Origin of the sequence: Mycobacterium interjectum (assembly GCF_900078675.2) — a bacterium.
GTDB lineage: Bacteria > Actinomycetota > Actinomycetes > Mycobacteriales > Mycobacteriaceae > Mycobacterium > Mycobacterium interjectum.
Map to the genome: position 1 here is coordinate 1,662,906 of NZ_LT546237.1, position 14,744 is coordinate 1,677,649.

Consider the following 14,744-nt stretch of genomic DNA (forward strand, 5'->3'; position numbering starts at 1 on the left):
CGCCCTCCTGTATGTGACGATTTCGTCAGTTAGTTTGGAGACGGCATGGACTTGACGCATACCCACCGGCACCTGCACAGCGAGCGGGGGGCGCTGCGGGGCGACCACCCCGGGCGGTCCCGCAACCCGGTGATCAAGGTCGCCGACATCGCCTGGCTGGAGTTCGAGAAGCCCGACCTGACGCGCGCCGAGGCATTCGCCCGCGCCTTCGGCTTCCAGACGGCGCGGCACGACCCCGGCGAGCTGCACCTGCGCGGCACCCGGGCGGGCGGTCCGTGCGTGATCCTGCGCCGCGGGCCGCGCACGCGCTTCACCGGCGTGGCGTTCCGCGCCTGCGACGAGGCCGACGTGCTGCGCCTGGCCGGCAAGTCCGGCGCCTCCCCACGGCCGCTTCCGGAGAGCATCGGCGGCCTGTCGGTCGATCTGGTCGACCCCAGCGGCATGCCGGTCCGCGTCGTCGCGGGCTGCCACGAACTCCCCGAGCTTCCCGGCCAGCCGCCCCACGTTTTCAATTTCGGTGACGAGGCGCGGCGCACCAACGCCGGCCAGAGGCCGCCCCGGCTACCCGCGCGGGTGCAGCGGCTGGGCCACCTGGTGATTCAGTCGACGAAGTACCTCGAGGCGCTGGACTGGTATCTGGACCACCTGGGACTGATCGTCAGCGACTTCCTGTTCTTCCCAGGCCAGCGCGACCGCGGTCCGACCATGAGCTTCATCCGCTGCGATCGGGGTTCGACACCGACCGATCATCACACGCTGGCGATGGCGCTGGGCCCGGCCAACCGTTACGTGCACTCGGCATATGAGGTCAGCGACCTCGACGCTCTGGCCGCCGGCGGCGAATACCTCAGCGAGCGTGGGTATCTGCGATCCTGGGGAATCGGCAGGCACATCCAGGGCAGCCAGATCTTCGACTACTGGCGCGATCCCGACGGTTTCCTGGTCGAGCACTTCGCCGACGGCGACCTGTTCGACGACACGCTCGAGCCGGGCTGGGCGCCCTTCACCGCGTCCGGACTGGCGCAGTGGGGGCCGCCGGCGACGAAGGACTTCCTGGGCACCGACCTGAAATCCGCTCGCCGCGAACTGGTGTCGATGATCAGCGCCCTGCGTTCCTACAACGAATTCGATGTCAACCGCCTCGTCGGCCTACTGAAAGTGCCCACCTCATGACCGTTTCCGTGCTGCACACCGCCTCTGAAACCGGCCACGCCTGGTGGCTCAAGACCGCCGACGGCGCCGCGCAGATCGACACCACCGCCGCCACCACCGGCGCACTGCTGGCCGACCGGCCCGCGTTCGAGGCCGCGATCCAGGCGGCCGCCGCGAGCACCGACACCGTCGCCGTGGACGGCCTGAAGCTGATCTCACCCGTGACCAGGCCGTGCCGGGTGGTGGCCCAGATGACCAACTTCGAGTCGCACGTCAGGGACGCGGGCATGGACCCGGCGTCGGTTCCGCTCACCTTCTTCCGCAAGGCGTCGGCGTCGATCAACGGCCCTTTCGACGACATCGTCAAACCCGCGCACGTCAGGCTGCTCGACTACGAGGTGGAGATCGGGTTGGTCATCGGGCGGCAGATCCCGATCGGCACAACGATTTCCGACGCCAACCTCGCCGATTACATCGCCGGGCTCGTCGTCACCAACGACGTCTCGGCGCGGGATATCCAACTCCCCCAGACCCAGTTCTACGAGGCCAAGTCCTACCCGACGTTCACCCCGGTCGGGCCCGAGTTGGTCCTGCTGACGGCCGACGAGCTCAAGCGGTTCGGCGACCTGCGGCTGCGCCTGAGCGTCAACGGTCGCGAGCGGCAGAACGCGCTCGTCGAGGGCGACATGTTGTACCGGCCGCTGGAGGCGCTGCAGTCGCTGACCCAGTTCCAGGAGCTCGCCCCCGGCGACCTGATCCTCACCGGCACCCCGGTCGGCACCGCGCTGAGCGCCCCGCCCAAGCCGATGCAAATGGTCGGGAATCTCTTGCCGCCGGCGGTGAAGTGGAAGTTGTTCTTCTCCCGCCAGGCCGGCAACCGGGATTATCTGCAGGACGGCGACGTCGTGGAGGCCTCGGTGGCCACCGACGACGGCGCCATCGATCTCGGAACCCAGCGCGCTAAGGTCCGATTCGCTTGAGCGACAACGCCGTTCGGCGTGTCCCAGTCGTTATCGTCGGTGCCGGGCCCACCGGCATCACCGCCGCCACGCTGTTGGCACAACACGGGGTGGAGTGCCTTGTCCTCGACCGCTGGCGCGGGGTCTACCCGCAGCCGCGCGCCGTACACCTGGACGACGAGATCTACCGAATCGTCGCCCGCCTCGGCTTCGCCGACGAATTCGCCGCGACGTCATGGCCCACGCTGGGTTTGCGCCTGGTGGACAACCGATCCGGACGTTCGCGGGTGCTCGCCGAGTTTCACCGCGACCCGGCCCGAAGCCCGCACGGCTTCCCGCAGGCCAACATGTTCGATCAACCGGAATTCGAGACGCTGCTGCGCGCCAACCTCAAGCGCTACCCGGCCGCCCGGTTACGCGGGGACGCCGAGGTCACCTGGCTGACCGAGGACGAAAGAGGGGTGCGCGTCACCTTTACCGATCGCTCCGACGGCTGCGTGCACCAGATCGACGCCGACTACCTGCTGGGATGCGACGGCGCCAACAGCCTGGTGCGCGCGCAGATCGGCTCGGCCATGGCGGATTTGAAGTTCGAGCAGCGCTGGCTGGTCGTCGACGTCGCATGCGATGCGGATCTGCGGCAGTGGGAGGGCGTGCACCAGGTGTGCGACCCGGTGCGCGCGGGGACCTACATGCGCATCGGACCGGGGCGCTACCGCTGGGAATTCCGGTTGTTGGCGGGCGAAAGCGCCGACGACTTCGACACCCTGGGGGCGCTGCGACCACTGATCGCACCGTGGACCGCGCACGTCGCGGCCAGCCAACTGACGGTGCTGCGGGTCGCCGAATACACGTTCCGCGCCCAGATCGCCGACCGGTGGCGCCGCGGGAACGTCTTCATCCTCGGCGACGCCGCGCACCTCACTCCCCCGTTCATCGGGCAGGGCATGGGCGCGGGAATGCGGGATGCGGCCAACCTCGCCTGGAAGATCGCCGGGGTGCGGGACGGGACGCTGGCCGCCGACGTCTTGGATACGTATGAGCGGGAGCGCAAGCCGCACGCGCAGCACATGATTCGGCTGGCGCTGGGCGTCGGGTGGGCCATGACCGGCGGCGGCCGCGTCGGCGACGTGGCGCGCCGCGCGGTGCTGCCCCGGCTGCGGCTGATTCCCGGCCTGCGCGACAAGATGGTCGACTCGACCACCCCACGGCTGCGCGCTTCCGCGCTGGTGTGCAGGTCCCGCCGCCCGCGCCAGCTCGCCGGCACGCTGTGCCCAAACCCCTTGCTGCCCAACGGTCTGCGGCTCGACGACGCGATCGGCACCGGTTTCGCGCTGATCGCCGCCGGCGACCCCGGCGCTGCCCAACGAGAGCAGCTCCGCCGGCGCGGCGTCGTCGTCGTGACCGCCGAACCCGGCGGTGCGCTCGACGCGTGGCTACGCCGAGGGCGCGCCACCGCCGCCTTGGTGCGCCCGGACCGCACGGTGATGCGCGCCGGGCGCGACCTTGCGGCGCTGTGCGCCTGGACCGGCACCGTCTTGCACGGCGGCTAGATCGGCGAGGGGCTAGGACTCCGAGGGCCGGGCCACGATGACCGGTACCCGCACGGAGTGCAGGACGGTGTTGCTCACCGAGCCGAGCAGCATGCCGGTCAGGCCTCCCCGGCCATGGCTGCCCAGGACGACGAGCTGGGCGGAGGCCGCCTCGTCGATGAGGTGTCGCGCCGGCCGATCGCGGACGACGCGGCGATGCACCGTGACGTCCGGGTAGCTTTCCAGCCAGCCCGCCAGGCTCTCGGCGAGGCTGCGCTGCGCCTCCTCCTCCACCGTCGCCCAATCCAGATACGGAACTTCGGTCGTGACGTCGCTCCAGGCGTGCAGGGCGACGAGGTCGACGCCGCGACGGGAGGCTTCGTCGAACGCGAGCTCCGTCGCGCGTTCGGAAATCGACGAGCCGTCGACTCCGACGAGCACCGGGCCGTCCTGCCGGTCGGCCGGCCCCTCGTCATGAACAACGGCGACCGGACAATTCGCATGCCGCACCACCGTCGCACTGACCGAACCGAGCACGCCGCGGGCCAGCAGTCCCCGCCCGGAGGTCCCCACGACGATCATGTCCGCCTCGTCGGACATATTGATCAGCGCCGGCGCCGGGCTGGAATACATCAACTCCCGCTCGATCGCGACCTTCGCGTCGGCCGGCATCGCGTCCTCGGCGATCTTGACCGCGTGCATGATGGCCTTTTTGCCGTCGTCCTCGAGCCGTACCACCAAGGCTTCGGGATACGGCACCGGCGGATAGACGGCGGTGGGGGTGGCCACCGCGTGGACGACCGTCAGTGGAAGGTTTCTCATTGCCGCGTCGCGGGCCGCCCAGCAGGCGGCCGCGTCGGCTGCCGGCGAACCGTCGACCGCGACGACGATGCCCAGCCGCTTCGTAGATGTCGACACTTGGTTTCTCCCTTCGTCAGCAGCGACGCTATCGGGCGGCGGGCCGTCGGTCGTGAGGCTTTAGTCCTCAACCGCTGAGCCGGAGGACCGTCGGTGGAACCCCTTGGGGCCCTTGGATTGCCCTTGGCCGACGGAAGTTGCCCGGAAGTAACCGTCTCGTCACCGGTCGGTTGGGCAACGTTCAGATCTGGCTCCGCTGCAACCGCGCGATGATCCAGAACGGTAGCGCCACGAAGAGTGTGCCGCCGATCAAGTTGCCCACGGTAGTGATGCCGATGTTGGTGAGCAAGCCGTCGTGCCCGAAGCCCCAGCCGATTCCGGCGCGTGGCGCGGCGGGGTGAAAGAGGTTGAGTAGCAAGGGAAACCCGAGGAACCCGACGTTCGCGATCACGTGCTGGGTGCCGCCGATCACAAACGCGAACGGCCCGTAGAACGCGAATGCCATCCGCGCCACGTCGCTGCGGGCCTTGAAGAACATGCACATCGCGGTTTGCAGGAACCAGGTGCACAGCACGGCCAGCAACAGCGCGGTCCAGAACGGCTGGCCGGCCTTCATGGCGCCGACGGTCGCCGCTCGCTCGGCGAAGGCGCCCAGGTAGGGGCCTCCGGCGGCGCCGCAGATCGCGACGAACACGAACGCCCCGGCGATATTGCCGATGAGGCCGACGACAACCAGAAACGCGTAGCCGCCGAGGCTCATGCCGCGTTTCAACACGGCGAGCAACCCGGCGGCCATGTCCGCGGTGATCAGCGACATGCCGGACACCAGGATCAGGACGAAGGACATACCGAACGCCAAGCCCATCAACAGGCTCGCGACGCCCGGTGTCTTCACCCCGGTGCTCACGACCAATGCCAGCAGCGCCCCGAAAGCCACCATGGCGCCGCCGACCAGCGAGCGCATGAAGAACGCCCACGGGTGCGCGGCCTTTTCCATCGCCATGCCGGCTACCCGGTCCACCATGGCGCCCACGCTCAGCGGCTCAAAGGGGTCCTCGGCGGTGAGCGTGGAGGGCAAGGGAGCCAGCGTGTCTTCCGTCGGCGCCCGCGTTTCCAGTCGCGGCGCCCGCGCGTCAATTGTCATTTGTGTCGGCCCTTCTTGAATTCGTTGATCGCGTTGATGACCCCGGAAACGTCCTCGTCGCCGAGCTTCTCCCCGTCGAACACGTGGTTGAGCAGGATCTTGAGGTCGAGCATTTGTTGCAGATACACGAGGCACGGCGGGCATTCCTCCAGGTGCCTGGCGACGATCGGTCCCCATCGCTTCGGGTCTGCGTCGACGAGCTCGTCGACGAGCCGAACGAAGTCGACGCAGTCGATGGCGGGGACTGTGTTGTCGTAGACGGTCATCGTTGATACCGCTTTTCCAGTTGGTTTCGGAGATTTCCCCGGGCGCGGTAGAGCAGAGCGCGCTGCGCCTCGGCGGAGAGCTCAAGGATTTCGGCGGCCTCGTCGGCCGACGTGCCGACGAGGTCCCGCAGGATGATCAGCTGTCGCTGCCGCTCCGGCAACGCATCCAGCGCCGCCCGCACGAATCCGACGACCTCGCTCGCCACGGTTTGGTCCTCGGGCAGAAAGCGCCGCGATGGCGGAGCGCTCCAGTGGCCGGCATCCGGGTGCCCCGCGGGGTGCATCCGGCCCGACAGCGGATCGGTGGCTTCGGCATCCGCGGCCGCGAGCACCTCGTGGTCGCGAATGCGCGACTCGCGCCGCCGGTGCCGTGAGGCGGTGTTCTTGACGATCCCGAACAACCAGGTGCCCACCGAGGAACGCCCCTCGAACGAATCCGATGACTGCAGAACCTGCACCCAGGCCTCCTGCACCGCTTCTTCGGCCACCACCGTCGAATTGACCATGGTGCGAGCGAAATTCACCATCGGGCCGTGGAAGTCGCGGACCAGCCTGGCCAGCGGAATCCCGCCGACCAGGTGTTCGGATTCGGTGCCCTCCGGTGGCACCGCCACCGGAGTCACCATCGATCCACACTCAGGCGCATCCGGCGAGTTCCCAGCGCAGTTGCGCTTCCGACGGAGACTGGACGGGGATGAACGCCGCCTCGCGGTACCGCCGGCTCGCCGACGTCCTGCTCGCGTACCCCTTGCCCCCAGCGGTCCGGATCTCCAGATCGGCGCTGGCGCTCGACAGTTCCGCGGCGGCGAGGCGCAGCGAAAGCAACTCTTTCTTGCCCGGCGCCGCCGCCCCGCCGACGGCTGCGGCCAGCCTTGCCAAGGTCGACTCCGCCGAGGCGAGGTTGCCGGCGATCCGGTCGACGTCGGCGGCAAAGACGGCATTGACGCCCGTCAGGCCGAGCCGGCTTTGTTCCAAGGTGGTCCTCGTCAGCCCCAGGCACATAGCCGATTGCAGGACAAGGAAAGTCGGGCGCACCGCCCGAAGAAACCCGTCGAAGTCTCGCGACAGCACCTGCTCCGACGACACGTGCGCCCCCTGCAGCTTCAGGTACGACGACGCGGTGCTACCCATTGCCAACAAGTCGAAGTGATCCCCCACGACGACACCGGGTGTGGTCAAAGGTAGTGCCACGATCAGCTTTTCGCCGGAATCGGCGCGGGCCGCGGTGACCATCATCGAGTCGGCGAAGAGGTTGCTGGCCCACCTGATCGGACCGGACACCTCGTAGCCGTCGCCGACCGGTGTGGCGGTCAATTCCAGGCTCCCGCAGCCCGCGGCTTCCTTGAACGCCGCAGCCATGCCGGTGACCCCTAGCGTGGTCCCGGCAAGCAGCGGCTCGGCGGCCGCCAAGCTGAACGGTGTTGCGGCACTGAGCAAGTACTCGACCGCCATCCGGTGGGCCCATAACGAGAAGCCTGTGCTCATGCACTCGCCGGAGATCCGGCGGATGACGTCGGCCATGTCGGGGAGCCTGCCGTCGGCGTTGTCCGGTGCGCCGATGCCAAGGAGGCCGGCCGCGCCCAGTGCGGCGAAGCTGCGCCGCGAGTGATGCTCACCGCGGTCCAGCGCCCCCGCGTGGGCCCGGATGTCCTCCAACAATACGAGATCCAATAGGCCGGCCTCGGGATCGATGGTCGCCGTCATTTCATTACCTCCTGGGCCTGCTGGGCAGCTTGCTGCCACGCGTAATCGAGGAACTTTCCGTCGAACGTGACGACCACCCTGTCGCCGGCCGGGTGCGGGCGTCGTTCAACGCTCATCTGGAAGTTGATGGCGCTCATGATGCCGTCACCGAATTCCTCGTGGATGAGTTCTTTGATGGCCGGACCATAGACCGCGAGTGCCTCATGAAAGCGGTAGATCGTGGGATCGTTGGCGATGGCCGGATCGGATCCCCGATACGGAATGAGTTGCAGAACCGCGACCGCCTCATCGTCGAGGCCGAGAAGCGCTGCGACGGTTGCTGCGTCGCCGGCCGAAAGGGGATGCTGGCCGAGCAGGGCAGCGACGGTCCACACCGGGTCCTTGCCGATCGAATCGGCGATCTTCGCCCAACTCAACCCGTGCCTGACGCGAGCCAGCCTGATGACCTGCGCGAGGTCACTTTTCGTCAGTGTTGTTGCCACAGTTGATTTCCCCACGATTCCTATTCGGTGACCGGGGTCGAGACGACGCTTACCGGGTTGCGCAACGTGTTGAGCACGGGCGACCACGCGATCGCGTTGTCGTGGATCTCCTTGAGGGTCGCCTCGTCGGCATCGCCGGCGAGGGTTACCTTGCAGCGCACCGCGCTGAAGCCAAGGCGTTTGCCCTCGGGGGTGTCGCCCACCCCCCACACCGCGGAGATGTCGATGTCGCCTTCCATCTCGACCTCGATCTTGGTGAGGGTCACGCCCCGGTGGGTGGCGTTGGCCAGCAGGCCGACCGAGACGCACGACCCCAAGGCGGCCAGGGCGGTTTCGGAGGGGTTGGGCGCCGAGTCGTCGCCCAGAAGCGCGGGCGGCTCACCGACCAGCATGGGCGCAAGGTCGCGCACGTAGGTCATGTTGCGAAACCCCGCCTCACAAACCGTCGTGGCTTTCAGCGTCTTCTTTCCCGTGTCGGGGTTGGCCTTGGCGTTGCACGACAGCCGGTCGAGCCCTTCGGCATCGATGACGAGCGCGTCGGTCATGAACTTCCTCCGTTTCCGCCGATTATTGGTTCTTCACGGATTTAGTGCCCATCGGCGACCGATGCGTGACGGCGGGCCACATTGTTTTACGTTGACGACACAACACATCACTTGCCCGAAACATCACGGCCTCGCGCCATTACGGGCATGTTCCGCTGTTGCTCCGGTGAACAGACTCCGCGCGATGTAGTGGCATTCGTTGACCGCGAGCCGGGCCGCAGGGGTAGCTGATGTGATGTGGCCGCCGCGACAACCGAGCTGTCGCCGGCGGCGAGTCGCCTCAGCAGGTGAATAAAATCCCGCGGATCTTTTTGGTACGTGAGATTCAGGCGGCGGGCGGTTGTGTCACGAAGTCGATGAGTTCCTCGACGCGGCCGATGAGCGCCGGTTCCAGATCGTTCCAGTCGCGGACGCTGGAACGGATTCTCCGCCAGGCACGCGCGATGTCCGCCTGGCCGGCGTGCGGCAGGCCCAGCGCCGCGCAGGCGCCGTGCTTCCACTCCAGCTGCCGCGGGACGGTCGGCCAGGCCGACAGTCCAAGCCGCTGCGGCTTGACCGCCTCCCAGATGTCGACATAGGGATGACCAACGACGAGCGTGTCGGGGCCGCCCGGCCCCCGCCGTACCGCCTCGGCGATTCGAGCCTCCTTCGAACCCGCGACGAGGTGGTCGACGAGCACCCCCAGCCGACGGCCGGGACCCGGCCGGAACTCGGCCACGATGCCGACCAGATCGTCGATCCCACCGAGGTGCTCGACGACCACTCCCTCGATGCGCAGGTCCGCGCCCCACACCTGGGCGATCAGTTCGGCGTCGTGGCGGCCCTCGACGTAGATGCGGCTGGCCCGCGCGACGCGGGCCCGCGCACCGGGCACCGCGACCGAGCCGGATGCCGTCCTACCCGTGGTAGCAGCCGTCGCGCGACGCGGCGCGGTGAGGATCACGGGGCGTCCCTCGAGCAAATACCCTGGGCCGAGCGGAAAGCCGCGGATATGGCCGTGCCGGTCCTCTAGCTCGACGCGACCGTACTCGACCCGCACCACCGCGCCGACGTAGCCCGTCTCCACGTCCTCCACGACCAGGCCGGGTTCGGCCGGCTGTTCGGTCGAGCGAGGCTTGCGCCGCCCGGCGGCAAGCACGTCTGTTCCATAGCGATCAACCACCCGGCAATACTAGGAAGCGTTGCGGCCAAACGCCCTTAGGGCGCGCCGACTCCGCCCACCAACACTCCACTCGTCGAAATTGTTAAAGCGCTGAGGATTCGGGCGCAAGGCTGAAAAATCCATAAATTAGTCGTAAGTAACTGCGTGGTCTTACCGGGCTGATGGCGTCACTACTGCTAGGTTGCTAAGTGCCGCTATTGCACAGCGTGTAGCGGTGAGCGAGGTGGACGTATGGACCTGTCCCATTGGGTGTCGAGCATTGTCGCCTTCGTGCGCGCCGGTTACCCCACCGGCATGCCGGTTACGGGGCATGTGCCGCTGGCGGCATTGACGCGTCGTCGCGTATCCAACGACGAGATCACCACCATCACACGAGAACTGATCATGCGCCGGTGCCCGCCGATCAGTACCGCCGACGTCGGGGTGGCCATCACCCACGTCACCAACGAGATGCCCTCGCAGGATGACATCGATCGCGTGCAGCGCCGGCTGCAGGCGATCGGATGCGCCCGCGGGTAGGTTCTGACGGTCAAGAAATTCGGCGCCCGTCCGTGCCGAAGAAGTGCAAATGCCCCGGCTCGGGATGCAGGCGCACCCGGCTGCCCTTTTCCGGCGGGTGGCGCCCGTCGGCGCGCGCGACGACGGGCTGACTGATCACCTTGCCCGAGCCGGTGATTCGACCGTAGAGGTACGCGTCGGCTCCGAGCTCCTCGACCACGTCGACCTCCATCTCCACCCCGAGGCCGCCCAGTTCGAAGTGCTCGGGGCGAACCCCGACCACGACCTCGGTTGCGGTGGCGGCCATCTCACGTGGCGGCGCGATCGGCCAGTCCCCCAGCGACACCGACGAGTCCACGATCGGCAGGGTGAACAGGTTCATCGCCGGCGACCCGATGAACCCCGCGACGAACACGTTGTCCGGGTTGCGGTAGAGCTCACGCGGCGTCGCGAACTGTTGCAGCACGCCGTCGCACAGCACGGCGACCCGGTCCCCCATGGTCATCGCCTCCACCTGGTCGTGGGTGACGTAAACCGTTGTGGTTCCGAGCCGGCGCTGCAGCGCGGCGATCTGGTTGCGGGTCTGCACCCGCAACTTGGCGTCGAGATTGGACAGCGGCTCGTCCATCAGGAACACCCGCGGCCGGCGCACGATCGCGCGGCCCATCGCCACCCGCTGGCGCTGGCCGCCCGACAGGTCTTTGGGTTTGCGATCCAGGTAGGGTTGCAGGTCAAGCAGTTTCGCCGCGGCCAGCACCTGCTCCCGGATCTCGGCCTTCGGGGTCTTGGCGATCTTCAGCGCGAAACCCATGTTCTGCGCCGCGGTCATGTGCGGGTAGAGCGCATAATTCTGAAACACCATCGCGACGTCGCGATCCTTGGGATCGAGGTTGGTGACGTCACGGTCCCCGATCCGGATGCGCCCGGAATCCAGCGTTTCGAGTCCGGCAACCATCCGCAGGGAGGTCGTCTTGCCGCATCCCGACGGCCCGACCAGAACGACGAACTCGCCGTCCCCGACGTCGAGGTCGAGGCCGTCCAGCGCGGGGCGATCCGCCCCCGGATAGCGCCGCGTGGCTCGCTCGAAACTCACCGAGGCCATGGCTATCCGTTCATTCCGGTGACGGCGATGCCGCGCACGAAGGAGCGCTGCGCGACAGCGTATATGATGACCAGCGGCACCATGATCAGCATGGAGGTCGCCATGATCACCGGCCAGCGCGCGACGTATTCGCCCCGCAGCCGAACCAGGCCCAGCGTCAGGGTGGCGAGGCTGTCGCGCTGCAGCATCAGCAAGGGCCAGAGGAAGTCGTTCCACACATTCACCCAGGTGAGCACCGCGAGCACCAGCACCGCCGGCCTCGCGTGCGGCAGCAGGACCCGCCAGTAGATCTGCCACGGCGAGCAGCCGTCCAGGATCGCCGCCTCCTCGAGATCGGTGGGAAGCGTTCGGAAGAACTGCCGCATGAGGTAGGTGCCGAACGCGCTGCCGAACAGACCCGGCACGATCATCGACCACGGCGTATCCACCCAGCCCAGGGCGCGCATCAGGATGAACTGCGGGATGACCGTGACGGTCAATGGCACCATCAGGGTGCCCAGGTACAACACGAACAGCGTGTCGCGACCGCGAAACTGCAGCCTTGCGAACGCGTATCCGGCCAGGGAGCAGAAGAAGACCTGTCCGGCCGTGACGCACCCCGCGTACAGCACGGTGTTGAAGAACATGCGCCCGAACGGCATCAGCGAGAACACCTCGGTGTAGTTCGACCACCGCGGATGCGCCGGCAACAGCCTGGGCTCGGTCACCTCGCCTTCCCTTTTCAAAGAGCCGGACACCGCCCAGGCGATCGGGAACAGCCAGACCCACGCGATCGCGAGCAGCGCGGTGTAGACCACCACGGCACGAAACACGTTGCGGGTGAACACCCGCTCAGCCGAGGCCATCGGAAACCTCCAGGGAACGCTGCCGGGTCAGGCGCAGCTGCACGACGGTCAGCACCAGCAGGATCGCGAACATCACCCAGGCCAGCGCCGACGCGTAGCCGAATTCCAGGAAGGAGAAGGCGTGCTGGAACAGCATGATGCCCAGCACGTAGGTCGCACTTTCCGGCCCGCCGTTCGCGCCGTTGAGGACGTAAACCAAGTCAAACGCCTGGAACGCGTGGATGACCGAAATGACCACCACGAACGACATGGCCCCCCGGATCAGCGGCACCGTGATGAACGCGAACTGCCGGATCTCGCCCGCGCCGTCGATTCTGGCCGCCTCGTAGACACTTTCGGGCACTCCCTGCATCGCGGCCAGCAGGACGACCGTGGCGAACGGCACGCTGCGCCACACGCTGACGACGCAGAGCGAGGCCATGGCCCAGTGCGGGTCCACCAGCCACGGGATCGGGCCGACGCCGAACCAGCCGAGCATGATGTTGAGCAGCCCGTTGTCGGTGTTGAAGACGAACTGCCACACGACCGCCATCACCACCGACGAGATGGCGAGCGGCAAAAAGACGATGGTGCGAAAGACGCCGATGCCCTTGACCTTCCGGTTCAGCAGCGCGGCGACGACGAGGCTGACGACGATGGTCGGCACCACCGTCCCCAGCGTGAAGATCACTGTGTTGCGGATGGCGATGAGAAACAGCGGGTCGGAGGTGAACAGCTCGTTGAAGTTCTTCAGTCCCACGAACTTCGGCGGCCTGAACACATCCCAGCTCTGAAAGCTCATGTACAGCGAGAACACCAGCGGGAAGATCATGAACACCGCGACCGCCATCAGGTTCGGCGCCACGAAAAGGCGACCGGCCCGCGCGCGCCGCCGCAGAGGACCGGATCCTTTGGCGTCGTTGCGGGCATCGGTCGATGTCATGGATTGCGCAGCACCTCGTCGAGGGCGGGCGACAGCCCGGTCAGCGACGTCGCCGGCCGGGATCCGCGCAGCACGGGTCCGAAGCTGCGGTCCATCAGGGCGACGATCTTTTCCCACGCCGGGGTGACCGGCATCCCATCCGAATAGGCCGGCCCCTGGGTGAGCACGGCGAGGTTGCCGATCCTGTGGTGTGATTCGGCGAAGCCGGTCGAGTTCAGTGCGGAGCGCAGCACCGGCACGAAGAGGGTGGATTCACCGGTCAACGCCTGGCCGACGGGACCGGTCGCGAACTTCACGAATTCCCATGCCTGTTGCTTGCGTTGGCTGCTCGCGGAGATGGCCAGTCCGGTGGAACCGATGTTGGAGCGGGCGGGCTGTCCGCGCCGGCGCGGCCCCACCGGCAACGGGGTGACGTCGAAGTCGAGGTCCTCGGCGCGGATGAACGTCTGGTAGCGCCAGTGGCCGCCCATCGCCAGCCCCGCCTTACCCGACGCGAACAGATCGGGCGTGGACATCGATTGCACCTCGGATGCGTCGGGCGCCACCCGGTGTTTGTTGGACAGGTCGGCGTAGAACTGGACCGCCTCGATAAAGGCGTCGTCGCCGAAGTTGAAGTGGGTCGGGCTGGTCAGCGGGGTGGACCACGGCACCCCATTGTTCATGGCGAACAACCCCGCCGAGTAGTACGAGAACCACAGGTTGACGAAACCCCACTGCGTGGCTCGCCCGGATCGGTCGCGTTGGGTGAGAGCCTGGGCGGTTTCCAGGAACTCGGTGAAGCTCCACGGCCGCTCCCATGTGCTGGGCGGCGGCGGCAGCCCGGCCTCGGTGAAGAGCCGCTTGTTGTAGAACAGGTAGTTGCCCGACCACTGTTCGGGGAGCGCGTACTGGCCCCCGTTGAACGCGAAGGTGTTGTACAGCGAGGGGATGCTGTCCGATCTCAGTTCCGCCGCGAAGGCCGGGTCGCGCGCGAGCATGGTGTTGAGGTCGAGCAGCACCCCCCGGTCGGCCAGTTCGGCATAGGTCAATTCCCACGCCATCAGCACGTCCGGGCACCTGCCGCCGGCGCAGAACGTCGAAAGCTGCTGCATCACGCCCGGCGCCGACAACACCGCGCGGACCTTGATGTCGGGATGTTGGCGCTGGAATTCCTCGACGATGCGCAACCTCCGGTCCCGCTCGTCGGGATTGGCGGCGAAAAAGAAGGTCAGCGCGTCATCGTCGGGAGCGCAGCCGGCGGCCCACGGGGCCAGCGACGCCGCGGTGAGCGCGCCCGCGCCCCGCAGCAGGCTTCGACGCCCGAACTGCTTATCGAGCATGGCGCTCCCGATGTTGGCCGGCGGCCGGCGGCCGCGCCGGCTGTTGCTGCCGCGACGGCCAAGTCGGCAGCGCGAGAACGGCCCGTCGCAGGCAGTCCGGATCGCCGGTGATGTCGATGGTGTGAATGCGGTTGTCGGCTCCCACGCCGATCCGCAGGAGGACCTGCGCACGCCCGCGGGGCGCGATGACGACTCCCGGAACACCGTCGATGAGCAGCACGACGCCGGCCCGCGCGCGCCGCGTGAAGTGGCGG

At 67.5% G+C, this 14,744-nt stretch carries 16 protein-coding genes and 1 pseudogene; 4 read left to right on the forward strand and 13 right to left on the reverse strand.

The annotated features are described in order from the left end of the window. The first annotated feature begins 45 nt into the window (after window positions 1–45). The 3 genes from BN4348_RS42300 to mhpA are packed head-to-tail and all read left to right on the forward strand — an operon-like array spanning window position 46 to window position 3,664. Complete coding sequence (locus tag BN4348_RS42300) at window positions 46–1,173, forward strand: VOC family protein (protein WP_066913085.1); 1,128 nt, start codon at window positions 46–48, stop codon at window positions 1,171–1,173. Beyond that, complete coding sequence (locus BN4348_RS42305; protein WP_066913087.1) at window positions 1,170–2,132, forward strand: fumarylacetoacetate hydrolase family protein; 963 nt, start codon at window positions 1,170–1,172, stop codon at window positions 2,130–2,132. Before BN4348_RS42300 ends, BN4348_RS42305 begins: the two co-directional genes overlap by 4 nt. Further along, window positions 2,129–3,664 carry a bifunctional 3-(3-hydroxy-phenyl)propionate/3-hydroxycinnamic acid hydroxylase MhpA gene (gene mhpA / locus BN4348_RS42310; RefSeq protein ID WP_235852731.1) on the forward strand — a complete coding sequence of 512 codons (1,536 nt, stop codon included), beginning with the start codon at window positions 2,129–2,131 and terminating at the stop codon, window positions 3,662–3,664. Before BN4348_RS42305 ends, mhpA begins: the two co-directional genes overlap by 4 nt. A 12-nt stretch (window positions 3,665–3,676) precedes the next feature. Here the strand turns inward: mhpA and BN4348_RS42315 are convergent, their stop codons facing one another. The 8 genes from BN4348_RS42315 to BN4348_RS42350 form a co-directional block, all read right to left on the reverse strand. Next, entirely contained in the window at window positions 3,677–4,561 is an 885-nt protein-coding gene (locus BN4348_RS42315; protein ID WP_066913091.1) for a universal stress protein, read from the reverse strand. Window positions 4,562–4,742: 181 nt separating this feature from the next. Further along, window positions 4,743–5,645: a formate/nitrite transporter family protein gene (locus BN4348_RS42320; protein ID WP_066913093.1), complete on the reverse strand. Its 903-nt coding sequence runs from the start codon at window positions 5,643–5,645 to the stop codon at window positions 4,743–4,745. Continuing rightward, complete coding sequence (locus tag BN4348_RS42325) at window positions 5,642–5,911, reverse strand: hypothetical protein (protein WP_066913095.1); 270 nt, start codon at window positions 5,909–5,911, stop codon at window positions 5,642–5,644. The genes BN4348_RS42320 and BN4348_RS42325 overlap by 4 nt, the downstream gene beginning before the upstream one ends. Beyond that, the gene (locus BN4348_RS42330) at window positions 5,908–6,537 is read right to left on the reverse strand and encodes an RNA polymerase sigma factor (protein ID WP_066913097.1); all 630 of its coding nucleotides are present in this window, start codon (window positions 6,535–6,537) and stop codon (window positions 5,908–5,910) included. Before BN4348_RS42330 ends, BN4348_RS42325 begins: the two co-directional genes overlap by 4 nt. Before the next feature lie 10 nt (window positions 6,538–6,547). After that, complete coding sequence (locus BN4348_RS42335) at window positions 6,548–7,615, reverse strand: acyl-CoA dehydrogenase (RefSeq protein WP_066913099.1); 1,068 nt, start codon at window positions 7,613–7,615, stop codon at window positions 6,548–6,550. After that, window positions 7,612–8,097: a cyanase gene (gene cynS, locus BN4348_RS42340; protein ID WP_066913101.1), complete on the reverse strand. Its 486-nt coding sequence runs from the start codon at window positions 8,095–8,097 to the stop codon at window positions 7,612–7,614. The genes BN4348_RS42335 and cynS overlap by 4 nt, the downstream gene beginning before the upstream one ends. Before the next feature lie 20 nt (window positions 8,098–8,117). Then, window positions 8,118–8,642 (reverse strand): OsmC family protein, encoded by a 525-nt coding sequence (locus BN4348_RS42345; protein WP_066913102.1) that lies wholly within the window; start codon window positions 8,640–8,642, stop codon window positions 8,118–8,120. Window positions 8,643–8,967: 325 nt separating this feature from the next. Continuing rightward, window positions 8,968–9,804 (reverse strand): DUF3097 family protein, encoded by an 837-nt coding sequence (locus BN4348_RS42350; protein ID WP_066913104.1) that lies wholly within the window; start codon window positions 9,802–9,804, stop codon window positions 8,968–8,970. A 231-nt stretch (window positions 9,805–10,035) separates the two neighbouring features. On the opposite strand from BN4348_RS42350, the gene BN4348_RS42355 reads away from it, so the two are divergent. Then, entirely contained in the window at window positions 10,036–10,323 is a 288-nt protein-coding gene (locus BN4348_RS42355) for a DUF3349 domain-containing protein (RefSeq protein ID WP_066913106.1), read from the forward strand. A gap of 10 nt (window positions 10,324–10,333) precedes the next feature. Here BN4348_RS42355 and BN4348_RS42360 read toward each other — a convergent pair whose 3' ends face one another. The 5 genes and pseudogenes from BN4348_RS42360 to BN4348_RS42380 form a co-directional block, all read right to left on the reverse strand. Continuing rightward, the gene (locus tag BN4348_RS42360) at window positions 10,334–11,404 is read right to left on the reverse strand and encodes an ABC transporter ATP-binding protein (RefSeq protein WP_066913108.1); all 1,071 of its coding nucleotides are present in this window, start codon (window positions 11,402–11,404) and stop codon (window positions 10,334–10,336) included. Between the two features lie 2 nt (window positions 11,405–11,406). After that, a complete protein-coding gene (locus tag BN4348_RS42365; RefSeq protein WP_066913110.1) occupies window positions 11,407–12,249 on the reverse strand; it encodes a carbohydrate ABC transporter permease in 843 nt (280 codons plus the stop codon). Further along, window positions 12,236–13,171, reverse strand: a complete 936-nt coding sequence (locus BN4348_RS42370) for a carbohydrate ABC transporter permease (protein WP_066913112.1) — start codon at window positions 13,169–13,171, stop codon at window positions 12,236–12,238. The genes BN4348_RS42365 and BN4348_RS42370 overlap by 14 nt, the downstream gene beginning before the upstream one ends. Continuing rightward, on the reverse strand, window positions 13,168–14,490 hold the full coding sequence (locus BN4348_RS42375; RefSeq protein WP_066913114.1) for an ABC transporter substrate-binding protein: 1,323 nt from the start codon (window positions 14,488–14,490) through the stop codon (window positions 13,168–13,170). The genes BN4348_RS42370 and BN4348_RS42375 overlap by 4 nt, the downstream gene beginning before the upstream one ends. Next, window positions 14,480–14,744, reverse strand: a pseudogene (locus BN4348_RS42380) (RNA polymerase subunit sigma); the annotation flags it as partial. The gene BN4348_RS42375 and the pseudogene BN4348_RS42380, both read right to left, overlap by 11 nt.